Annotated in this window: 20 protein-coding genes; 6 read left to right on the top strand and 14 right to left on the bottom strand. The window is 70.8% G+C overall.

What is annotated here, in order from left to right:
- Position 1: 1 nt before the first annotated feature.
- Positions 2-1231 (bottom strand): efflux RND transporter periplasmic adaptor subunit, encoded by a 1230-nt coding sequence (locus NGK70_RS04260; RefSeq protein WP_251972133.1) that lies wholly within the window; start codon positions 1229-1231, stop codon positions 2-4.
- A gap of 291 nt (positions 1232-1522) precedes the next feature.
- Between NGK70_RS04260 and fusA the strand changes: the two genes are divergently transcribed.
- The 5 genes from fusA to NGK70_RS04235 all read left to right on the top strand — a co-directional run bounded on the left by fusA (position 1523) and on the right by NGK70_RS04235 (position 6710).
- Complete coding sequence (gene fusA, locus NGK70_RS04255; protein ID WP_251972132.1) at positions 1523-3628, top strand: elongation factor G; 2106 nt, start codon at positions 1523-1525, stop codon at positions 3626-3628.
- Positions 3629-3789: 161 nt separating this feature from the next.
- Positions 3790-4437, top strand: coding sequence for a response regulator transcription factor (locus NGK70_RS04250; protein ID WP_251972131.1), 648 nt, complete (start codon positions 3790-3792; stop codon positions 4435-4437).
- A gap of 64 nt (positions 4438-4501) precedes the next feature.
- A complete protein-coding gene (thiL, locus tag NGK70_RS04245) occupies positions 4502-5536 on the top strand; it encodes a thiamine-phosphate kinase (protein WP_251972130.1) in 1035 nt (344 codons plus the stop codon).
- Between the two features lie 158 nt (positions 5537-5694).
- Positions 5695-6192 (top strand): phosphatidylglycerophosphatase A family protein, encoded by a 498-nt coding sequence (locus NGK70_RS04240; protein WP_251973675.1) that lies wholly within the window; start codon positions 5695-5697, stop codon positions 6190-6192.
- 23 nt (positions 6193-6215) lie between these two features.
- Positions 6216-6710 (top strand): CinA family protein, encoded by a 495-nt coding sequence (locus NGK70_RS04235; protein WP_251972129.1) that lies wholly within the window; start codon positions 6216-6218, stop codon positions 6708-6710.
- A gap of 1 nt (position 6711) precedes the next feature.
- Here NGK70_RS04235 and pyrC read toward each other — a convergent pair whose 3' ends face one another.
- From pyrC to NGK70_RS04185, 10 genes are all read right to left on the bottom strand, one after another.
- A complete protein-coding gene (gene pyrC / locus NGK70_RS04230; RefSeq protein ID WP_251972128.1) occupies positions 6712-7746 on the bottom strand; it encodes a dihydroorotase in 1035 nt (344 codons plus the stop codon).
- A 41-nt stretch (positions 7747-7787) separates the two neighbouring features.
- A complete protein-coding gene (locus tag NGK70_RS04225; protein WP_251972127.1) occupies positions 7788-8522 on the bottom strand; it encodes an amino acid ABC transporter ATP-binding protein in 735 nt (244 codons plus the stop codon).
- A gap of 10 nt (positions 8523-8532) precedes the next feature.
- Positions 8533-9198, bottom strand: coding sequence for an amino acid ABC transporter permease (locus tag NGK70_RS04220; RefSeq protein ID WP_251972126.1), 666 nt, complete (start codon positions 9196-9198; stop codon positions 8533-8535).
- The gene (locus NGK70_RS04215; protein ID WP_251972125.1) at positions 9195-9938 is read right to left on the bottom strand and encodes an amino acid ABC transporter permease; all 744 of its coding nucleotides are present in this window, start codon (positions 9936-9938) and stop codon (positions 9195-9197) included. Before NGK70_RS04215 ends, NGK70_RS04220 begins: the two co-directional genes overlap by 4 nt.
- 187 nt (positions 9939-10125) lie before the next feature.
- Positions 10126-11040, bottom strand: coding sequence for a transporter substrate-binding domain-containing protein (locus NGK70_RS04210; RefSeq protein ID WP_251972124.1), 915 nt, complete (start codon positions 11038-11040; stop codon positions 10126-10128).
- 60 nt (positions 11041-11100) lie between these two features.
- A complete protein-coding gene (locus NGK70_RS04205; protein WP_251972123.1) occupies positions 11101-12075 on the bottom strand; it encodes a transporter substrate-binding domain-containing protein in 975 nt (324 codons plus the stop codon).
- A gap of 197 nt (positions 12076-12272) precedes the next feature.
- Positions 12273-13658, bottom strand: coding sequence for a sigma-54-dependent transcriptional regulator (locus NGK70_RS04200; protein WP_251972122.1), 1386 nt, complete (start codon positions 13656-13658; stop codon positions 12273-12275).
- Entirely contained in the window at positions 13655-15586 is a 1932-nt protein-coding gene (locus tag NGK70_RS04195) for an ATP-binding protein (RefSeq protein WP_251972121.1), read from the bottom strand. The genes NGK70_RS04200 and NGK70_RS04195 overlap by 4 nt, the downstream gene beginning before the upstream one ends.
- Positions 15587-15599: 13 nt before the next feature.
- Positions 15600-16541, bottom strand: coding sequence for a LysR substrate-binding domain-containing protein (locus NGK70_RS04190; RefSeq protein ID WP_251972120.1), 942 nt, complete (start codon positions 16539-16541; stop codon positions 15600-15602).
- A gap of 42 nt (positions 16542-16583) precedes the next feature.
- A complete protein-coding gene (locus NGK70_RS04185) occupies positions 16584-18425 on the bottom strand; it encodes an ABCB family ABC transporter ATP-binding protein/permease (RefSeq protein ID WP_251972119.1) in 1842 nt (613 codons plus the stop codon).
- Between the two features lie 115 nt (positions 18426-18540).
- Here NGK70_RS04185 and NGK70_RS04180 point away from each other — a divergent pair, with 115 nt between their 5' ends.
- Positions 18541-18933 (top strand): acyl-CoA thioesterase, encoded by a 393-nt coding sequence (locus NGK70_RS04180; protein ID WP_251973674.1) that lies wholly within the window; start codon positions 18541-18543, stop codon positions 18931-18933.
- A 7-nt stretch (positions 18934-18940) separates the two neighbouring features.
- Here the strand turns inward: NGK70_RS04180 and NGK70_RS04175 are convergent, their stop codons facing one another.
- The 3 genes from NGK70_RS04175 to NGK70_RS04165 form a co-directional block, all read right to left on the bottom strand.
- Positions 18941-19849 (bottom strand): SGNH/GDSL hydrolase family protein, encoded by a 909-nt coding sequence (locus NGK70_RS04175; protein WP_251972118.1) that lies wholly within the window; start codon positions 19847-19849, stop codon positions 18941-18943.
- Positions 19850-19873: 24 nt separating this feature from the next.
- Positions 19874-20647 carry an enoyl-CoA hydratase gene (locus NGK70_RS04170; protein WP_251972117.1) on the bottom strand — a complete coding sequence of 258 codons (774 nt, stop codon included), beginning with the start codon at positions 20645-20647 and terminating at the stop codon, positions 19874-19876.
- Positions 20648-20815: 168 nt separating this feature from the next.
- The gene (locus NGK70_RS04165) at positions 20816-22042 is read right to left on the bottom strand and encodes an acetyl-CoA C-acyltransferase (protein WP_251972116.1); all 1227 of its coding nucleotides are present in this window, start codon (positions 22040-22042) and stop codon (positions 20816-20818) included.

The following is a 22042-nucleotide window of genomic DNA, read 5'->3' as shown; positions in this document are numbered from 1 at the left end:
CTCAGCGGCTGCCGGCGGATGCAGGGGCCGACGCTGCAGCGGCAGCGGTGGCCGCACCCGCCGCTGAAGCCCCCAGCGGCGACCAGGGCACCGGCGTCACCGGCACCTTGGGGCGGATCTTCTGGAAGCCGTCCACCACCACCTGCTCGCCGGCCTTCAGGCCACCCAGCACCACCCACTGGGTGCCCTGCGACCCGCCCAGTTTCACCGGGCGCGGGCTGACGGTACGGTCAGCGCCGACCACCAGCACGGTGTCCCCTCCCGCGCCCCGCGTGACCGCCTGCTGCGGCAGCAGCATGGCGTCGTTGCTCTGTGCCTGCCCGATGCGCACCTTCACGTACAGCCCCGGCAGCAACAGCCCCTGCGGATTCGGCAGCTCGGCACGCAGCGTCACCTGGCCCGAGCTGGGGTCCACCGTCAGGTCGGAGAACAGCAGTTTGCCCGGCTGCGGGTAGACGCTGCCGTCGTCCAGCAGCACCTGCACGCGCGTGGCGTCGGCACCGACCGCCCCCAGCGTGCCGCGCGCCACCGCCTGGCGCAGCCGCAGCACCTCGTTGGCCGACTGGGTGAAGTTGACGTACAGCGGGTGGATCTGCTGAATGGTGGCCAGCAGCGTGGCCTCGCCCTGCCCCACCAGCGCGCCCTCGGTCACCTGCGCACGGCCGATGCGTCCACCGATCGGCGCCAGCACCGCGGCGTAGTCGACGTTGAGCCTGGCCGTCTGCACCGCCGCCTTGGCGCTGGCCAGGTCCGCCTGGGCTTGCTTGAGCGCGGTCTCGGAGGCGATCCACTCCTGCTGGCTGATCGCCTTGGCGGCCACCAGTGGCTGGTTGCGCTGCAGGGTCGCCTGCGCCTGCGCCAGGTTGGCTTCGGCCTTGCCCTGCGTGGCCAGGGCGCTGTCGAGCGTGGCGCGGTAGGCCGCGGCATCCAGCTGGAACAGCGACTGGCCGGCCTTCACGTCAGCGCCTTCGGTGAACAGGCGCTTGAGCACCACCCCCGGCACGCGGGCGCGCACCTGGGCCGTGCGCCAGGCTTCGAGCCGGCCCGGCAGCTCGGTGGTCAGCGCCACCGTGCCCGGCTGCACCGTCACCACACCGACCGGCAGCGGTGGCATGCCGCCCGGCCCACCCGATCCGCTGCCGCCACCGCAGGCGGTCAGCGCCGCCGCGGCGAGCAGCACACACACAGGGAGCCTGGCCACAGCAAGCGGCGTACGGGCAAAGCGGCGCATCGATCGATCCTTTTGTTCTTGACGGGTCGGGCGTCCGGCACGAGGCCGAGCCGAGAGCGCGATCAGTCTACCGACACCGGGTTACCCCTTGGTGAAGCAACCCAAGCCACACGCATCCTTGATGCGGCGCAGCACCTGGTGCGAGGTGGCTTGCGCCGCGGACCGCACGGCTTGTGGAGCCGGCCCGATCGGCGTAGGCTGACCGTCATCAACCACCCAACCAGCGCCTCACCCGCGCGCCCTGAGTTGTTCAGCAGTGGTGCGTGGCCTGCGGCGCAAAGGAGCCCCACCATGTCCAGCCCAGCAGCGCGCAGCACCGCCAACGGTGTTGCGCCCCAACCGACGTCCGCCCACGACGTCCACCGCATCCGCACCCTGGCTCTGGTCGGGCCCGCCGCGGCCGGCAAGACCACCCTCGCAGAAGCCCTGCTGCAGCAGGCCGGCGTCATCGGCGCGGTCGGCAGCGTCGAAAAGGGCAGCACCGTCAGCGACTACGATCCGATCGAACGTCGCATGCAGCACTCGCTGCACAGCAGCGTGATGCACCTGACCCACGGTGACACGCGCATCCACCTGCTCGACACCCCCGGCAACGCCGACTTCCTCGGCCAGAGCCTGCCGGCGCTGGAAGCGGTGGAGACTGCCGCGATCGTCATCAACGCCACCGCCGGCATCGAGCCGATGGCCGTGCGCATGATGGCCTACGCTGCCGAGCGCCAGCTCGACCGCATGATCATCGTCAACCGGATCGACGCCCCCGGGGTCAAGCCGGCTGACCTCCTGGCGCAGATCCAGGAGACCTTCGGGCGCGTGTGCCTGCCGCTGAACCTGCCCGCCAACGGCGGCACCGAGGTGGTGGACTGCTGGTTCGCCCCCGAGGCCACGCCCGGCCATGAAGCCGATTTCTCCTCGGTCGCCGCTGCGCACCGCGCGCTGGTGGAACAGGTGGTGGAAGTCGACGGCGCCTTCGTCGACCGCTACCTGAACGAGGGCGACGTGCCCGCCACCGAGCTGCACGCCCCGCTGGAACAGGCGCTGCGCGAGGGTCACCTGATCCCGGTGTTCTTCGTCTCGGCCAAGACCGGTGTCGGCGTGGCCCAGCTGCTCGACGTCGTCACCCAGCTGCTGCCCGATCCGACCGAAGGCAACCTGCCCGACTTCTACAAGGGCGAGGGCGCCGAGGCGCGGCTGATGCACGCCCAGGTCGATCCGGCCCAGCACGTCCTGGCCCATGTCTTCAAGGTCGCGATCGACCCCTACGTCGGCAAGATGGGCGTGTTCCGCATCCACCAGGGCACCGTCAGCAAGGACAGCCTGCTCTACGTCGGCGACGGCCGCAAGCCCTTCAAGGTCGGCCACCTGTTCATGCTGCAAGGCAAGGACCACGTCGAGGTGCCCAGCGCCATCCCGGGTGACATCGTGGCGGTGGCCAAGGTCGACGAGGTCGCCTACGACGCCGTGCTGCACGACGCCGCCGAGGACGACCACATCCACCTCAAGCCGCTGCCCTTCCCGGTGCCGGTGCACGGCATCGCCCTCAAGCCCCGGCGCCACGGCGATGACCAGCGCCTGGCCGAGGTGCTGGCCAAGCTGGCCATCGAGGACCCCTGCCTGAAGGTCGAGCAGGTCGCCAGCACGCACGAGACCGTCGTCTACGGCCTGGGCGAGCTGCACCTGCGCGTGGTGCTGGAGCGCCTGCGCGAGACCTACCGCGTCGAGGTGGACACCGCCCCGCCGGCCATCGCCTACCGCGAGACCATCACCGGCAAGGCCAGCGCGCAGTACCGCCACAAGAAGCAGACTGGCGGCGCCGGCCAGTTCGGCGAGGTGCACCTGACGGTCGAGGCACTGCCGCGCGGCGCGGGCTTCGAGTTTGTCGACGTGGTCAAGGGCGGCACCATCCCCGGCCAGTTCATCCCGGCCGTCGAGAAGGGCGTGCGCCTGGCGATGGACGCCGGCGTGATCGCCGGCCACCCGGTGGTGGACGTGCGCGTCACCGTCACCGACGGCAAGCACCACAGCGTGGACAGCAAGGAAATCGCCTTCGTCACCGCGGGCAAGAAGGCCTTCATCCTGGCAATGAAGGAGGCCGGCCCGATCGTGCTGGAGCCGGTGGTGGACGTGGAGATCACCGCGGGAGACCAGTCCATCGGCGACATCACCGGTGACCTGGCTTCGCGCCGCGGCGAGATCCGCGGCACCGACGCACTGGCCGGCGGCCTGGCCTCGGTGCGCGCGCGCGCGCCGCTGTCCGAGCTGTCGGGCTACCAGCTGCGCCTGAACTCGCTGACCCGTGGCGAAGGCCGCTACACCCTGGCGCTGTCGCACTACGACGCCGTGCCGCCGAACGTACAGGCAGAAATGGCCAAGGGCTACCAGCTGCACGAAGAGGACTGAGCGCCCCCTCGGCACCTCACCAAGGCCCCTCGACGGGGCCTTTTTCATGCGCGTCGCGCGCGGCCGGACTCAGCGGCAGAAAGGGTGGCAATCCCCCCTGTGCGGGCGCCCGGTGGCCGCGCACAATCGCGGGCTGTCACCCTCGCCCGGAGCCCCGCACCATGAGTTCACGCGTCACCGCGACCACCGGCACCGTCCACATCGTGGACGACGAGGAGGTCGTGCGCGACGCGCTGGCCTGGCTGCTGCGCTCGCGCCGCCTGCTGCCCGAGGCACATGCCTCGGCCGACGCCTTCTGGGCTGCGCTCGAGACCGGCCGCGTGCGCCTGGATGGCCCGACCTGCCTGCTGCTCGACATGCGCATGCCCGGCATGAGCGGCATGGCCCTGTTCGAGCGCCTGCTGGAGCGCGGCTGCGTCGGGGCGCTGCAGGTGATCTTCCTGACCGGGCACGCCGACGTCGCCACCGCGGTGACGGCGGTCAAGCGCGGCGCCTTCGACTTCGTCGAGAAACCGTTCTCCGACAACGCGCTGGTGGACCGCGTCATCGAGGCGCTGGCGCTGAGCAGCACGGCGCTGGACACCGCCGCCGGGCGCGCCCAGGTGCGCCGCCTGCTCGACGAACTCACCGAGCGCGAGCAAGAGGTGATGCGCCTGGTGATCCAGGGCCGCGCGAACAAGCAAATTGCCGACGAGCTGGACATCAGCGTGCGCACCGTCGAGGTCCACCGCGCCCGCGTGTTCGACAAGATGGGCGTGCGCTCGGCGGTCGAGCTGGCCAACGCGCTGCGCACGGCCGGGCTGGAGTGAGCGGCCTCGGGGGCACCGCACGCCCTCGATAATCCGCCCTCCCTCCGACTGCAGGCCCGCCCCGATGCCCCTCGGCGAATTCGAACTGATCGACCGCTTTTTCCGCCGCCCGGCGCGGCGCAGCCCGCTGGGCATCGGCGACGACTGCGCGCTGCTGGCGCCCGCGCCCGGCATGCAGCTGGCGGTGTCCTGCGACATGCTGGTCGAAGGGCGGCACTTCCTGTCCACCGTGCGGCCCGAACGCCTGGGCCACAAGGCGCTGGCGGTGAACCTCTCCGACCTCGCCGCCTGCGGCGCGAAACCGCTGGCCTACACGCTGGCGCTGTCGATGCCGCGGGTGGACGAGGCCTTCCTCGCCGGTTTCGCTGCCGGCCTGCATGCGCTGGCCGATGCGCACGAGATCGAGCTGGTCGGCGGCGACACCACCGCCGGGCCGCTGAACCTGTGCATCACCGTGTTCGGCGAGGTGCCCGCAGGCGCGGCGCTGCTGCGCGACGGCGCCCGCCCGGGCGATGACCTCTGGGTCAGCCACCCCGCTGGTGAAGGTGTAGGCGGCGGCATCGGCGATGCCCGGTTGGCGCTGGAGGTCTTCCGCGGCACGGTCAGCCTGCCGGGGGAGGACTTCGAGGCCGTGCGCCGGGCGATGGAGCAGCCGCAGCCGCGCGTCGCGCTCGGCATGGCGCTGCGCGGCGTGGCCAGCGCGGCGATCGATGTGTCCGACGGCCTGCTGGGCGACCTGCGCCACCTGCTGCGGCGCTCCGGCGCGGCCGTCGCCCGCCGCGAGAGCGGCACCGCCGGCCCGGGCGACTGCACCCTGGGCGTGACGCTGGACACCGCCGCGCTGCCGCGCAGTGTGGTGCTGGCCGCGCGACCCGAGGCGCTGCAGCTGACCTGCCTGCTCACCGGCGGCGACGACTACGAGCTGCTCTTCACCGCGCCCCCCGCCGCGCGGGGACTGGTCGAGCGCGCTGCGGCCAGCGCCACCGTGGGCGTGCGCCGCATCGGCCGCATCGAGGCCGCGCCCGGCGTGCACCTGCTCGACGCGCACGGCCGGCCGCTGGCCTTCGAGGGCCAGGCCTTCGATCACTTCCGCACCTGAGTCGCAGATGAGCCGCACTTGAGCCACCAATGACCGAGCCCACCGACCCCGACGTGGTGGACGTCGAGCCCCGCCTCCCGCCCACCAGCACGACGACCCACCCGACGGCCGAGCCGCCTGCGGCGCCCGCTGCGCCGCGCCGCATCGACGCCGCCTTCATGGGCTTCCACCCGGCGCACTGGATCGCGCTGGGCTTCGGCAGCGGCCTGAGCCCCTGGGCACCGGGCACCGCCGGCACGCTCTGGGGCTGGGCCAGCTTCATCTGGCTCGACCGCTGGGTACAGCAGGCCGGCGGCGCCGCCGGGTGGGGCCTGGTGCTGCTGATCGGCCTGGCGGTCGGCTGGTGGGCCTGCACCACCACGGCGCGCAACGCCCGCATCGATGACCCCGGCGCCATCGTCTGGGACGAGATCCTGGCCATCTGGGCCATCCTCTGGATCCTCGGCCCGGTCGGCTTCTGGGGCCAGCTCGGCGCCTTTGCGCTGTTCCGCTACTTCGACGCCGCCAAGCCCGGCCCGGTGCGCTGGGCCGACCAGCGCTTCAAGGGTGGCGGCTGGCGCGGCGGCTTCGGCATCCTGTTCGATGACCTGGTCGCCGCGCTGTGCACCCTGGTCGTGATCGCCACCGGCGTCGCCCTCGCGCGCGCCCTGCCCTGAGCCGCCCTGTGGAGGCGCCCGCCATGCCGCACCCGCACACCGCCGACCTCGTCATCCAGCTGGCCGACCGCCTGCGCACCGCCGGCTGGACGCTCGCCACCGCCGAGAGCTGCACCGGCGGGCTGATCGCCGCGGCCTGCACCGAGCTGGCGGGGTCGAGCGACTGGTTCGAACGCGGCTTCGTGACCTACAGCAACGCCGCCAAGACCGAACTGCTGGGCGTCGATGCCAGCCTGATCGACAGGAACGGCGCCGTCAGCGAGCCCGTCGCGCGGGCGATGGCCGTAGGTGCGGCCGAGCGGGCCCGCTGCGCGCTCGCGCTGTCGGTCACCGGCGTGGCCGGGCCGAGCGGCGGCAGTGCGGCCAAGCCGGTCGGCACCGTGTGGTTTGGCTGGCGACTGCCCGATGGCAGCCTCCACAGCGAGGTCTGCCACTTCGACGGCGACCGCGCCGCGGTGCGCGCTGCGGCGGCCCGGCACGCATTGGCCGGGCTGCTGCAGCGGTTGGCAGCCGGTTGATTTATCCAGCCAAACGCCAGTTCAGCGTCTCGCCTGCGCCCAGCGGCTTGAGCTGCGCATCGCCGAAGGCCAGTGACTCGGGCAGCGTCCAGGCCTCGCGCCGCAGCGTGATCGTGCCGCTGTTGCGCGGCAGGCCGTAGAAGTCGGCGCCGTAGAAGGACGCAAAGCCCTCCAGCCGGTTCAGCGCGCCGGCCTGCTCGAAGGCCTGGGCGTAGAGCTCCATCGCGTGCAGCGCGGTGTAACAGCCGGCGCAGGCGGCGGCGTGCTCCTTCAGGTGCGCCGGGTGCGGCGCACTGTCGGTACCGAGGAAGAACTTCGGCGAGCCGGAGGTGGCGGCCTTCACCAGCGCCTCGCGGTGCACCTCGCGCTTGAGCACCGGCAGGCAGTAGTAGTGCGGGCGCAGGCCGCCGGTGAAGATGGCGTTGCGGTTGTAGAGCAGGTGGTGGGCGGTGATCGTGGCGCCGGTGCACGCATCGGCCGCGGTGACGTACTCGGCGGCCTCCTTCGTCGTGATGTGCTCGAAGACGATCTTCAGGCCCGGGAAGTCGCGGCGCAGCGGGATCAGCACCTGGTCGATGAACACCGCCTCGCGGTCGAACACGTCCACCGCCGGATCGGTCACCTCGCCGTGCAACAGCAGCAGCAGACCCTCGCGCTGCATGGCTTCCAGCGTCGCGTGGCACTTGCGGATGTCGGTGACGCCCGCGTCGCTGTTGGTGGTGGCGCCAGCCGGGTAGAGCTTGAAGGCCACCACGCCGGCCGCCCTGGCCCGCGCCACTTCTTCGGGCGGGGTGTTGTCGGTCAGGTAGAGCACCATCAGCGGCTGGAAGTCCACGCCCGCCGGCACGGTGGCCTGGATGCGCGCGCGGTACTCGATCGCCTGCGCCGCGGTGGTCACCGGCGGGCGCAGGTTGGGCATGATGATCGCGCGGCCAAACTGGCGCGCGGTGTGCGGCACGACGGCCGCCATCGCGGCGCCATCGCGCACATGCAGGTGCCAGTCGTCGGGGCGGGTGAGGGTCAGGGCATCGGACATGCCCGGATTGTCCCATCGTCCGCCGCAACGGCGGTGGGGGATCAGTGCTGCAGGATCTTCGACAGGAAGTCCTTGGCCCGCGGCGAGCGGGCATCCGGGTTGCCGAAGAACTCGTCCTTGCGGCAGTCCTCGACGATCTTGCCGGCGTCCATGAAGATCACGCGGTGGCTGACCTTCCTGGCAAAGCCCATTTCGTGGGTGACGCACATCATCGTCATGCCCTCGTTGGCGAGCTGCACCATCACATCGAGCACTTCGCCGACCATCTCGGGGTCCAGCGCCGAGGTGGGCTCGTCGAAGAGCATCACGATCGGGTCCATGCTCAGCGCGCGGGCAATCGCCACGCGCTGCTGCTGACCGCCGGAGAGCTGGCCGGGGAACTTGTCACGGTGGGCCATCAGGCCGACGCGGTCGAGCATCTTCAGGCCGCGCTTGAGGGCATCGTCCTTGTTGCGGCCCAGCACCTTGATCTGCGCGAGCGTGAGGTTCTCGGTCACGCTCAGGTGCGGGAACAGCTCGAAGTGCTGGAACACCATGCCCACGTGGCTGCGCAGCTTGGGCAGGTCGGTCTTGGGGTCGGCGATGCTGGTGCCGTTGACGACGATGTCGCCCTTCTGGAAGGGCTCCAGCGCGTTGACGGTCTTGATCAGCGTGGACTTGCCCGAGCCCGACGGGCCGCAGACCACCACCACCTCGCCCTTCTGGATCGAAGTGGTGCAGTCGGTCAGGACCTGGAAGCTGCCGTACCACTTGCTGACGTTCTTGATGTCGATCACGGCTCGCTCCTTATCGAATGATGGCGATCTTCTTTTGCAGCCGACGCACCAGCATCGACAGCGAGAAGCAGATGACGAAGTACACGACCGCGGCGACCAGGTAGGTCTCGATCGGGCGGTTGAAGTTCTTGCCCGCGACCTCGAAGCCCTTGAGCAGGTCATAGGCGCCGATCGCATAGACCAGCGAGGTGTCCTGGAACAGGATGATGGTCTGCGTCAGCAGCACCGGCAGCATGTTGCGGAAGGCCTGCGGCAGCACGATCAGCTGCATGGTCTGCGCGTAGGTCATGCCCACCGCGTAGCCGGAATGCACCTGGCCCTTGGGCACGCTCTGGATGCCCGCGCGCATGATCTCGGAGTAGTAGGCCGCCTCGAACACCGTGAAGGTGATGATGGCCGACAGCTCCGCGCCCATCGGGCGGCCGGTGAGCAGCGGGATCAGCAGGAAGAACCACAGGATCACCATCACCAGCGGCACCGAGCGCAGCAGGTTGACGTAGGCCGCGGCGGGCACTTCCAGCCACTTCTTGCCGGACAGGCGCATCAACGCGAGCACGGTGCCCAGCGCGATGCCGCCGAACATCGCCACCAGCGTGAGCTGGAACGAAAAGATCAGCCCCTTGGAGACGAAGTTGACCAGGGTCTCCCAGGTCAGGAAGGCGAAGTCGAGGTTCATTTCCCGCCCCCCAGCATGCCCGGCACCTGAACACGTTGTTCGATGAAGTGGGCGATGCGGTTGATCGTGAAGGCCGAGACGAAATACAGCCCCGTCACCGCCAGGTAGATCTCGATGCCGCGCGAGGTTTCCTCCTGCGCCTGCATGGCGAACTGCGTCAGCTCGGCAATGCTCACCGCAAAGGCCACCGACGAGTTCTTGATGATGTTCATGCTCTCGCTGGTCAGCGGCGGGATCACGATGCGAAAGGCCCGAGGCAGCAGCACGTAGCGATAGGTCTGCGCCAGCGTCAGGCCCATCGCCAGGCCGGCGTAGCGCTGGCCGCGCGGCAGGCTCTCGATGCCCGCCCTCACCTGCTCGGCGATGCGCGCCGAGGTGAAGAAGCCCAGCCCCAGCACCACCAGCACGAAGGAGGGCACGCCCTTGAGCGGCGGCACGAGCGCCGGCAGCACGTGGTACCAGAGGAAGATCTGCACCAACAGCGGGATGTTGCGGAACAGCTCCGTCCAGACGTTGCCGATGCCCACCAGCAGCCGGCTCGGCGTGGTGCGCAGGATGCCCATCAGCGAGCCGACCAGCAGCGCCACCACCAGCGCCAGCAGCGCGACCGACAGCGTCCAGCCCCAGGCCGACAGCATCCAGTCCAGGTAGGTGATGTCGCCACCGCTGCCAAAGCAGCGCGGCACGACATCACCGTCGATGGTGTTCTTGCAGAACACCTGCCAATCCCAGGTCGCCACGGGGGCCTCCTCCTCGGGTTACATCGTCCGGGCGGGTCCCGGGATCAGACCGTCTTCGCGCTCGGCGCCGCCAGATCCGACCCGCGCCGCGCCAGGTGCTCGACTCCAGCAAACGCCGCGGAACCGGCTTTGCCGGGCCGCTGGCGTTGCCCCCTTGAGGGGGCGCGCGAAGCGCGTAGGGGGTGGGTCACTTCTTCGCGTAGTCTTCCATCGGCCGGTCGTTGGGATTGGCCCAGGCGGCCTTGGTGGCATCGCTCAGCGGCAGGCCGATCTTGGCGTTGGCCGGCGGGATGGGCTGCATGAACCACTTGTCGTAGAGCTTGGCCAGCTCACCCGACTTGACCATGCCCTGGATGCTGGTGTCGACCGCCTTCTTGAAGGCTGCGTCATCCTTGCGCAGCATGCAGGCGATCGGCTCGACCGACAGCACCTCGCCGACGATCTTGAAGTCGGCCGGCGCCTTGGACTTGGCGATGTTGGCCGCCAGGATCGAGCCGTCCATCACGAAGGCATCGGCACGGCCAGATTCCAGCAGCAGGAAGCTGTCGGCGTGGTCCTTGCCGAAAACCTCCTTGAAGTCCACGCCGGTGGCCTTCTCATGCTTGCGCAGGGTCTGCACCGAGGTCGTGCCGGTGGTGGTGGCCACGCTCTTGCCGTTGAGCTGCGCGATGCCGGTGATGCCGGAGTTGGCCTTCACCGCGATGCGCACTTCCTCGACGTAGGTGGTCATCGCAAAGGACACGTCCTTCTGGCGGGTGGCGTTGTTGGTGGTGGAGCCGCACTCCAGGTCGACGGTGCCGTTCTGCACCAGCGGGATGCGGTTCTGCGAGGTGACGGGCTGGTACTTGACCTCCAGCTTGGCCAGGCCCAGCTGCTTCTGCAGGTCGGCGATCACGCGCTCGGCCATCTCGGTGTGGAAGCCGACGTACTTGCCGTTACCCAGCGTGTAGGACAGGCCGGAGGACTCGCGCACGCCCAGCGAGATCGAGCCGCTGTCCTTGATCTTCTTGAGCGTGTCGGCCTGGGCAACACCGGCCAGGGCGGTCAGCGCCACGGTGGCCAGCACGGCACGGGCGGCGGGAGAGAACTTGGGCAGGGACATCACGACTCCTTCAGGGTGAGAGTGGCAGAGGGAAAGAAGGGCCGAAGACCGATCGCCCATTCAGGGCAGGGGCCGGTCATCGGGTTGGCGGAACAGGGAAAGCAGGGCCGCGGAGGGCGGGAATTCGAGGTTCAGCCCGCGCGGCGGGATGGGCCGCTGGAACCAGCGGGTGTAGATGCGGCCGGCCTCGCCCGAGGTCAGCGCCCGCGCCAGCGCGCGGTCCACCACCGCCTTGAAGGCCGCATCGCCGTGGCGCATCATGCAGCCGTAGACCTCGGTGGACATCGGCGTGCCGGTGACGACCCAGCGCTGCGGCTCGCGCGCCTTGGCACGTTCGCCGTGCAGCAGTGCATCGTCGAGCATGAAGGCATCGACCTGGCCCTCTTCGAGCACGCGAAAGGCCTCGCCGTGGTCGCGCGCGGTGACCACCTGGATGCGCTTGGTGCGCGACTCGCTGTAGGTGCGCAGCAGGCGCTCGGAGGTGGTGCCGGCGGTCACCACGACGCGCTTGCCGCCCAGGTCCGCGAAGTCGCGCACCGCACTGCCGCGCGGCACCAGCAGCCGCGTGCTGATGACGAAGAAGGAGGTCGAGAAGGCCACCTCGCGCGCCCGCTCGGCGGTGTGCGAGGTGGAGCCGCACTCCAGGTCGACGCTGCCGTTCTGCACCAGCGGGATGCGGTTCTGCGAGGTCACGGGCACCAGCCGCAGCGTCAGCGCCGGCAGCTTCAGCTCGGCCTTGACCGCCTCGACCACCTTGAGCATCAGCTCGTGCGAGTAGCCCACCACCTGGCGGTTGGCGTCGTAGTAGGAGAACGGCACCGAGGATTCGCGGTGGCCGAGGTTGATCGTGCCGGTCGCGGCGATGCGGCCCAGCGTGCCCTCGACGACCGGCACCACGGGCACAACCGCCGCCGCTCCCATCGGGCCGGCCGCGCGCGCGCCCCCGGCGCCGGCCAGCAGCAGCGCAGTCAGGGCGGCCAGGGGAACCTGGGCGCAACGACGGGAGAACAACAGGGACACGGTGGAGGACGGCAAGGTGACTTTGCTGTTGCAGGGTCCGTGCCAGATGTCACAGGGTCAACCCGAGGCCACCGCGCAAGTGCCTGTCGCCGCAGCGTTTCTGCCCCGTGCGGAACGCCACAGGCCGGGGCGGGCGCTGCCGCAGGCTGCATCGGCAAACGGAAATCCGTACAACGCCACGGCCATCAGCGGCCGGCCGCACGGAAATCCGTTCAGGCCGGCGCACCGTCCTCGCTGGCGTTGCCCCCTTCGCTGCCGCGACCGGCCTGCAGGCCGTGCTTGCGCAGCTTGTCGGCCAGGGTGGTCTTGGGCACGCGCAGCGCCGCTGCACTGCGGCCCAGGTGGCCGCCCTCGCGCTTGAGCGCCTCGCGGATCAGGCTGCGCTCGAACTCGTCCACCCGCTCGGCCAGCGACAGCCCGGTGGTCGCCACCTCGGCACCACCGGTCGGGCCGAGCACCTCGCTGGGCACGCCCAGCACCAGGCAGTCGGCCACGTTGCGCAGCTCGCGCACGTTGCCGGGCCAGTCGTGCGCCATCAGGCGGCGCCGCTGAGCCTCACCCACGCCCGGCGCGGGCAGGCCGAAGCGGCTCGCCGCCAGCAGGCAGAAGTGCTCCAGCAGCAGCGGGATGTCCTCGCGCCGCTCGCGCAGCGGTGGCAGGTCGATGGTGACGACGTTGAGGCGGTAGTACAGGTCGCTGCGGAAGCTGCCCTGTCTTGCCCGCTGCGCCAGGTCGTCCTTGGTGGCAGCCACCACGCGGCAGTCCACCGGCACCCGCTGGTTGCTGCCCAGGCGCTCGATCACACGGTCCTGCAGCACGCGCAGCAGCTTGACCTGCACGCCCAGCGGCATGCTCTCGACCTCGTCGAGGAAGAGCGTGCCGCGGTGCGCATGCTCGATCTTGCCGACCCGCCGCTTGGCCGCGCCGGTGAAGGCGCCGGCCTCGTGGCCGAACAGCTCACTGTCGAGCAGGCTGTCAGGCAGGCCGCCGCAGTTGAGCGCCACCAGCGGCGCGCTGCGCCGCCCCGACAGCCCGTGCAGCGCCTGTGCCACCAGCTCCTTGCCGGTGCCGGTCTCGCCGCGGATCAGCACGTCCACCGCCGAGTTAGCCACCCGCTGCACCAGGGCGCGCAGCGCCACCATCTGCGGCGAGCGGCCGACCAGCCGGGAGGCCTCGCCGTCCTGGCGCGCCAGGGCCTCGCGCAGCGCGATCACCTCCAGCGTGAGCGCGCGCTTGTCCATCGCCCGCCGGACCACCTCGACCAGCGCGTCCGACGAGAACGGCTTGGGGATGAAGTCGTAGGCGCCGCTGCGCATGGCCTCCACCGCCAGGCTGACATCGCCATGGCCGGTGATCATGATCACCGGCAGCTCGGGCTCCATCGCCTGGCAGTGGCGCACCAGGCTCAGTCCGTCGGCACCGGGCAGGCGCATGTCGGTCACCACGATGCCCGGAAAGCCCGCCGCCAGCAGTGGCAGCGCCGCCTCGGCCCGATCGACCGCACGCACCGCCAACCCCGCCAGCTGCAGGGCCTGCTGGCAGCCGAGCTGCATCGGCAGGTCGTCCTCGATCAGCAGGACAGTGAGGGCGCGGTTCATGGCGAGGGGGAAGAGGCGAGCGGGTTCGGAGGCGATGGCAGCGGCACGGGCAGGCGCAGGATGAAGCGTGCGCCACCGCCGGGCGCATTGTCCGCCTCCAGCTCGCCGCCGGCCTCGCGGGCGATGTCGCGCGAGATGGCCAGCCCCAGGCCGAGCCCGCCCCCGTCGGCCTTGGTGCTGAAGAAGGGCTCGAACAGCCGCTGGCGCACGTCCTCCGGCAGGCCGCTGCCGCAGTCGCTGACATGGATCTCCACCATGCCGTCGACCATGCCACCCACCTCGCCGGCCCAGAGCCGCAGCTCGCGCCGCGGGGCGTCGTGCATCGCGTCGGCGGCGTTGCCGACCAGGTTGATGAGCACCTGTTCCAGCCGGTTCGGGTCGCACCAGGCGCACAGCCCGGGCGGCACCTCGTCGATCACGGCCACGCCCTCGCGCCGCAGGCGGTGGTCGTGCAGGAAGAGCGCGTTGCGCATCGCCCGGTCCACCGGCGTGACCGCCGGGCGGGCGGAGGACTTGCGGGCAAAGCCCTTGAGCGGCTCGATGATGGCGCCCATCTGGTCGGCCAGGCGCGCCATCATCGCCAGGTTGCCGGCCGCCACCTCGTGCTGGCCGCGGTCCATGAACTGCACCGCGTTGGCCGAGAGGGTGCGGATCGCCCCGAGCGGCTGGGTCAGCTCGTGGGTGATGCCGGTGGCCAGCTGGCCCAGCGCGGCCATCTTGCCGGCGTGCACCAGCTCGTCCTGCGCGCCGCGCAGGGTGGCCTCGGCCGCCTCGCGCTCGGCCACTTCCTTGCGCAGCTGCTCGTTGGCCTCGCTGAGTGCCTGGGTGCGCCGCGCCACCTGGGCCTCCAGCTCGCGGTGGGCCGAAAGCTTCTGGCGCAGGATGCGGCGGCGCTGGTTGACCAGCAGCGCCAGCATCAGCGCGCTGGCGGTGGCCAGCGCGGCCAGCAGCGCATGGCTGAGGGCCTGCTCGCGCACGACGCCCAGGTCGGCAAACATCAGCAGGCGCCAGTCCATGCCGTCGATGGTGCGCCCCAGCACCAGCATGCCGCGCGGCGCGCCGGGCGGGCTCGGCAGCGCCAGCAGCCCGCCGGGCGACGGCGGGGCCAGGCCGGCGGGGAGCAGCGCCTCGATCACCTGGCTGTCCTCGTCGATGCGCAGGTCCACCTGCAGCGGGAAGGGCGCGATGTGGCGATCGGCGTACAACCGGGTGGTCTGCAGCGCCACGCGCCGCTCCACGCTCAGCCCGCCCGCGCCGCTCAGCGCGGTGTAGCGCCACTCGGGCCGCGAGGACAGGATCACCACCTGGTTGGAGTCGGCCAGCAGCGCCGGGGCGCCGAGCTTGTCCCAGGCCCGGTCGATCGGGTCGAGGGCGACCTTCATCACCGCCACGCCGGCCACCCGGGCGCCATCGTGAATGGGGTGCGAGACGTAGTAGCCTGGCTGGCCGTCGAGCAGCCCGATGGCGAAGTGCCGCCCCACCCGGCCGGACAGCGCCTCCAGGAAGTAGGGCCGGAACGACAGGTCCTGGCCGTGCAGCGCGGCATCGCTGGCCGCCAGCACCTGGCCACGCTCGTCGAGCACGAAGATCGACGCGCTGCCCAGGTGGGCGTTCAGGCGGCGCAGGTAGGCCGCCGCGGTGGCGACCCGGGCCGCGTCGGGGCGCTGCAGCAGCGCCTGCACCTCGGCGGCCAGCTGCACCGTGCCGGGCAGGGGCTCCAGGCGCCGCACCAGGCCCTGCACCACCTGGGCAAACAGGTCGAGCTGGTGGCTGGCCTCGGCGCGCAGGCTGTCGGTGCCCTGGCGCACGCTGGCGTTGAAGCCTGCCCAGGCGGCCAGCGCCACCAGCGCCAAGCCGACCAGCAGGCCGGACCAGAGCGTCCAGCGCCTGCGCAGCGGCACCGCCAGGCGGCCCGAGGTCGCCGGCATCACCGACAGCGGCTCAGGCGCCACCGCCCCCTCGCCCGGCCAGGAAGGTCCACAGCGCCTGGGCGGCCGGCTTGGGCTGGCGCACATGCTCGGGGCGTTCGCGGTACAGGCGCACCTCGATGGTCACCTCGAAGGCCGGCGCACCGTTCTGGCGTGGCCCCGCGGGCACCAGCCGACGTGCACGCACCTCTTTCTTCACCGAGCTGGCCGGCAGGAAGGCCACCCCATGCCCCTCCAGCGCCATCGCCTTCAGGCCCTCGGCCATGTCGGTTTCGTAGATCGGGTCGACGTAAAGCGCCTCGCCGGCCTGCTTGAGCATCAGGTCGACCAGCCGGCCGAGGTAGGCCGCCGAGGCGTAGGCCAGGTAGGGCACCGGCTCGTGCTGGCGCCCGGGCAGGCGAAACAGCGGCTGGCCATCGGCATCGGCCTTGGCGTAGGGGGCCAGCGTCTCGTGGCCGAGGCTGAGCATCTCGTAGCGCTCGGGGTTGAGCTGCAGCGGCTGCGACGGGTGGTGGTAGGCCAGCAGCAGGTCGCAGCTGCCCTCGGTGAGCTGCATCACGGCATCGTGCACGTTCAGGCCGACCAGCCGGCTCTTGAAGGCGCCGAAGCTCTGGCGCAGCTCCATCACCCAGTGCGGGAAGAAGGTGAAGGCCAGCGAGTGCGGCACCGCGAACTCGATCATGTCCTGCCCCGTGCTCTGGTGCCCGCGCATCAGGTTGCGCGCCGCCTGCAGGCCGCCGAGTACCTCCAGCGCCTGCGGCAGCAGGGTCTGGCCGGCGGGGGTCAGGCGCGTCGGGTAGGACGAGCGATCGACCAGATCGACCCCCGCCCAGGCTTCCAGCGCCTGGATGCGGCGCGAGAACGCCGGCTGGGTCACGTGACGCAGCTGGGCCGAGCGCGAAAAGCTGCGCGTCTCAGCGAGGCTGACGAAGTCCTCAAGCCATTTGGTTTCCACGCGGCCAGTGTAGCCAGCCCCCTGGGTGGCCCGCCTACGGGCTCACCCTCTTGCCGCCACAGGATCGGGCTGACTCTGCTGCAGCTGCCACATGCGTGCATACACGCCACCCAGCGCCAGCAACTCGGCGTGGGTGCCACGCTCGGCCACGCGGCCATGCTGGAGCACGACGATCTGGTGCGCATCGACGATGGTGGACAGCCGGTGCGCGATCACCAGCGCGGTCTTGCCCTGCGCCGCGCTCTTGAGCTCGGCCTGGATGGCGCGCTCGTTGGCCGAGTCCAGCGCCGAGGTGGCCTCGTCGAAGATCAGGATCGGCGGGTTCTTCAGCAGCGTGCGGGCAATCGCCACGCGCTGCTTCTCGCCGCCGGAGAGCTTCAGGCCGCGCTCGCCCACCACGGTGTCGTAGCCCAGCGGCTGGGCGACGATGAAGTCGTGGATGTGCGCGGCGCGCGCCGCCCCTTCGATCTCCGCCCGGCTGGCACCGGGGCGGCCGTAGGCGATGTTGTAGCCGATGCTGTCGTTGAACAGCACGGTGTCCTGCGGCACGATGCCGATGGCGCGGCGCAGGCTGTCCTGCGTGACGCTGCGCAATTCCTGGCCGTCGATGCGGATGCTGCCTGCCCCCACGTCGTAGAAGCGGTACAGCAGCCGCGCCAGCGTGCTCTTGCCCGAGCCGGAGGGGCCGACCACGGCCACGGTCTTGCCGCCGGGGATCTCGAAGCTCACGTCGAAGAGGATCTGCCGCGCCTTCTTGCCGGACGGGTCGTAGGCGAAGTCGACGTGCTCGAAGCGCACCGCCGCCTCGCGCACGTCCAGCGGCCGGGCGCCAGGCGCATCGGCCACCTCGCGCTCGCGTGAGAGCAGGCCGAACATCTTGTCCAGGTCGGTCAGGCTCTGCTTGACCTCGCGGTAGAGCACGCCGAGGAAGTTCAGCGGGATGTAGAGCTGGATCATCAGCGCGTTGACCATCACGAAGTCGCCCAGCGTCATGCGCTGCTCGACCACGCCGTCGGTGGCGCGCCAGAGCATGGCCACCAGGCTGGCGGCGATGATGGCCTGCTGGCCGGCGTTGAGCAGCGACAGCGTGCCCTGCGACTTGATCTGCGCGAGCCGGTAGGCATCCAGCCCCTCGTCGTAGCGGCTCGCCTCGAAGGCCTCGTTGTTGAAGTACTTGACCGTCTCGTAGTTGAGCAGCGCATCCACTGCGCGGCTGTGGGCCTTGGAGTCCAGCTCGTTCATCTCGCGGCGGAACTGGGTGCGCCACTCGGTGACGGCGATGGTGAAGGTGCCGTAGGCGACCAGCGCCGCCAGCGTGATCCAGACGAACCAGAGGTCGAAGCGCGAGCCCAGCAGCGTGAGCACCAGCGCCAGTTCGATCAGCGTCGGGAAGATCGTGAACAGCGAGTAGCTCACCAGCGACTGCAGCGCGCGGGTGCCGCGCTCGATGTCGCGCGTCATGCCGCCGGTCTGGCGCTCCAGGTGGAAGCGCAGGCTCAGGGCGTGCAGGTGGCGGAAGGTCTCCAGCGCGATCTGCTTGGCCGCGCCGTGGGTGGCCCGGGCGAACACCAGCTCGCGCAGCTCGGTGAAGAGGGTGGTCGAGAAGCGCAGGCCCGCATAGGCCAGCAGCAGGCCCAGCGGCACCACCAGCAGCGCGCGCGGGTCCCCGGCGGGGATGGCCAGCGCGTCCACCAGCGTCTTGAGCAGCACGGGCACGCCGACGTTGGCCACCTTGGCGGCCACCAGGAAGACCAGCGCCGCCACCATGCGCCAGCGGTAGCGCCAGAGGTAGGGGGCCAGGCGCTGCAGGGTCTGCCAGTCGCTGCGGGGGGCCGCCCCGGCGGTGGGGGTGGGCGGGAGGTCAAAGCTGGCAGCGCGGCGCATCGTGGAAGAATGGGTGCAAGGAAAGATCAGGGTTCAGGGTTCAGCAGGAAAGACTCAGATGACATCATCCCGTGACGACCAACGCGCCGGCCCGGCCAGTGAACTGCCCGCCCTGATGGGCAGTGGCAGCGATCCCTGGCAGCGCGAGCTGGTGCTGCGGGTCATGCCGATGCCGGCGGACTCGAACGCCAATGGCGACGTCTTCGGCGGCTGGATCATGGCGCAGGTGGACATCGCCGGTGCCGTGCCGGTGGCCCGCGTGGCGCGCGGGCGCATCGCCACGGTGGCGGTCAACCAGTTCATCTTCAAGCAGCCGGTGTCGGTGGGCGACCTGCTGAGCTTCTATGCCACCGTCACCCGGGTGGGCAATACCTCGGTGACCGTGCATGTGGAAGTCTATGCGGAGCGCAACCCGGCCAACCCACACATCGTCAAGGTCACCGAGGCCAACCTGACCTACGTGGCCATCGACCCCCAGGGTCAGCCCCGCGCGATCCCGCGCGGCTGACCCGTGATCAGGTCAGCTCGCCCATGCCGCTGTAGCCGGTCAGCGGATCGAGCTGGCTGAAGCCGCTGGCCAGAAAGCTGCTCGGCAGCACGGCGCGGGTCAGGTGCGACTGCGACAGGTCCAGGTCGATGTGGTCGGCCAGCTCCGAGGCCCAGCGCCGGTACAGCGCCGCGTTGGGGTGGAAGCCATCGGCGGCCAGCCACTCGCGCGGATCCTCCCGGGACGGGTCGAAGGGCAGCGCGAAGCGCGTGCGCCGGTGCGCCTGGCGCACATGGCGCCGCAGGGCCTGGTCGAGCCGCTCGGCCTGGCTGCCCAGCACCCAGCGCATCGGCTGCGGGAACAGCGGCATCAGGTCCATGCGCGGCGGCGCGCAGTGCACCGTGTGCCGCACCTTGGCACGGTTGCGGGCATGACCCCGGATCGCGTCCAGTTCATGCAGCCAGGCATGCGGCTCGGTCCCGTCGAGCACGTCATTGACGCCCAGCACCGTCACCAGCACATCGGCCGGATAGAGCCGCGTGGCCGCCATCGCCGCCAGCGCCTGGTGGGCCGTCAGCCCGTTGGCGGCCACGAGCTGCCAGGCCACCGCCGAGGGCCCGCGCCCATGGCGCTGGGTGCTGGCGCTCAGGTGCGCGGCGAGGAAGCCCGCCAGCTGCGGCGCCAGCGCCTCGTCCTGTACCCGCACCCCCACCCCGGCGGCCGAGGAATCGCCCACCACCAGCAGGCGCAGCCGCACCGCCCCGTTGCCGGCCACCCCGTGCCGCGGCCCGGTGGCCTCGGGCAGGCGGGGCGCGCGACGGCGCAGTGCCGCGCCCTGCATCAGCAGCAGCGGCGACAGGCAGGCCTTGACCAGCGCCAGTGTGGCGGGCCGGGGATGAGGCGCTTCGCGGGTCGAAGGGATCGGCGGCAGGGGCATGGTGCAGAAGACCGGGCGAGCCGATCAGCCGAAGCGGGAGAAGTCCGGCAGACGCTTCTCGAAGAAGGCCTGCATCGCCTCGCGGGCCTCCTCGCTGCGCAGCCGGTCACGGAAGAGCGCACCCTCGGTCTCGATGACCTCGGGCAGGCGGGCACGGTCGCGCGCGCGCATCAGGCGCTTGCTCTCGCGCACGGCGGCCGGGGCCAGGGCATTGAAGCGCTCAGCCACACGGCGAGCGTGGTTGAGCACCTCGCTGGCCGGCAGCACCGCATTGGCGATGCCGCACTCGGCCGCCTCGGCGCCGGTGAAGGGGTCGCCCAGCAGCAGCTTCTCCGCGGCACGGGCATGGCCGATGCGCTCGGCCACCAGCACGCTGGAGCCGAACTCAGGCACCAGGCCCAGCGCCACGAAGGGCATCGCCAGGCGGGCCTCGTCGCTGACGTAGACGAAGTCGCAGTGCAGCAGCATCGTCGTGCCGATGCCGATGGCCGCACCGGTGACGGCGGCGATCACCGGCTTGTCGCAGCCCATCAGCGCCTGCATGAACTGGAACACCGGCGAGTCGGCTCCGGCGGGCGGGCGCTGCAGGAAGTCCTCCAGGTCATTGCCGGAGGTGAAGATGCCCGGCTGGCCGGTGATCAGCACCGCGCGCACGCTGGCGTCGCCGTTGGCGGCGCGCAGCGCGTCGGCCATCGCCTGGTACATCGCCGCGGTCAGCGCGTTCTTCTTCTCGGGCCGGGCGATTTCGATGGTGGCTACGCCGCGCAGCGTCGCCGTCTTGATGGTGGAGTCGGACATGGCGGTATCGGTTCGTGACGGATGCTAGGACGGTCCCACCCACGCGGGCAATCCGCGCGTCGGGGGCTGGTGAAGCGGCAATACCCGCAAAGACAGGAAAGCCGCCGTCACCCAGGGGGTGCGGCGGCCGTTTGTATCAGATCGGCCCGGCTCCGGGCTGCGACGGGGTCAGACGCGCTCGAAGATGCCGGCGGCGCCCTGGCCGGTGCCGACGCACATGGTGACCATGCCGTACTTCTGCTGGCGGCGGTGCAGGCCGTGGATCGTGGTGGCCGCGCGGATCGCGCCGGTGGCGCCCAGCGGGTGGCCAAGCGCGATGGCGCCGCCCAGTGGGTTGACCACCGCCGGGTTCAGGCCCAGGTCACGGATCACCGCGAGCGCCTGGGCTGCAAAGGCCTCGTTCAGCTCGATCCAGCCCAGGTCCTCGGCCCTCAGGCCGGCGTAGCCCAGGGCGGCCGGGATCGCGGCGATCGGGCCGATCCCCATGATCTCCGGCGGCACGCCGCGGCTGGCGAAGCTGACAAAGCGCGCCAGCGGCTTGAGGTCGTAGCGCCGGATCGCCGCCTCGCTGGCCAGGATCAGCGCCCCCGCGCCATCGCTGGTCTGCGAGCTGTTGCCCGCCGTCACGCTGCCCAGGCCCGTGGGCTTGCCGGTCGGGTCCTTCGGCGACGCGAACACCGTCTTGAGCTTGGCCAGGCCCTCCAGCGAGGTGTCCGGGCGCGGGCCCTCGTCGAGACTGACAGTGCGGGTCTTCAGCGTGATCTCGCCAGTGGCCAGGTCGGGGATGCGCTCGATCACCTCCACCGGGCAGATCTCGGCGGCGAACTCGCCGGCCAGCTGCGCGGCGATGGCCTTCTGGTGCGAGGCCAACGCGAAGGCATCCTGGTCCTCGCGGCTGACCTTCCACTGCTGCGCCACCTTCTCGGCGGTCATGCCCATGCCGTAGGCGATGCCGATGTTCTCGTCCCGGGCGAAGATGGCCGGGTTGAAGGAGGGCTTGTTGCCGCCCATCGGCACCAGGCTCATCGACTCGGCACCACCGGCGATCATCACATCGGCCTCGCCGACGCGGATGCGGTCGGCCGCCATCTGGATGGCCGTCAGGCCCGAGGCGCAGAAGCGGTTCACCGTCACACCGCCCACGCCGTTGGGCAGGCCGGCCAGGGCCACCGCGATGCGGGCCATGTTCATGCCCTGCTCGCCCTCGGGGAAGGAGCAGCCGATGATGGCGTCCTCGATCGCAGCTGGGTCCAGCGTCGGCACCTGCGCCAGCGCCGAGCGCAGTGCGGTGATCAGCAGGTCGTCCGCGCGGGTGTTGCGGAAGTAGCCGCGGCCGGACTTGCCGATCGGGGTGCGGCTGGCGGCGACGATGTAGGCGTCTTGAACTTGTTTCAT

It is taken from the genome of Sphaerotilus microaerophilus (genome assembly GCF_023734135.1).
Lineage (GTDB): Bacteria > Pseudomonadota > Gammaproteobacteria > Burkholderiales > Burkholderiaceae_C > Sphaerotilus > Sphaerotilus microaerophilus.
Note: the sequence above shows the minus strand (reverse complement) of the source record. Positions and strands in the feature narration are given on the sequence as shown.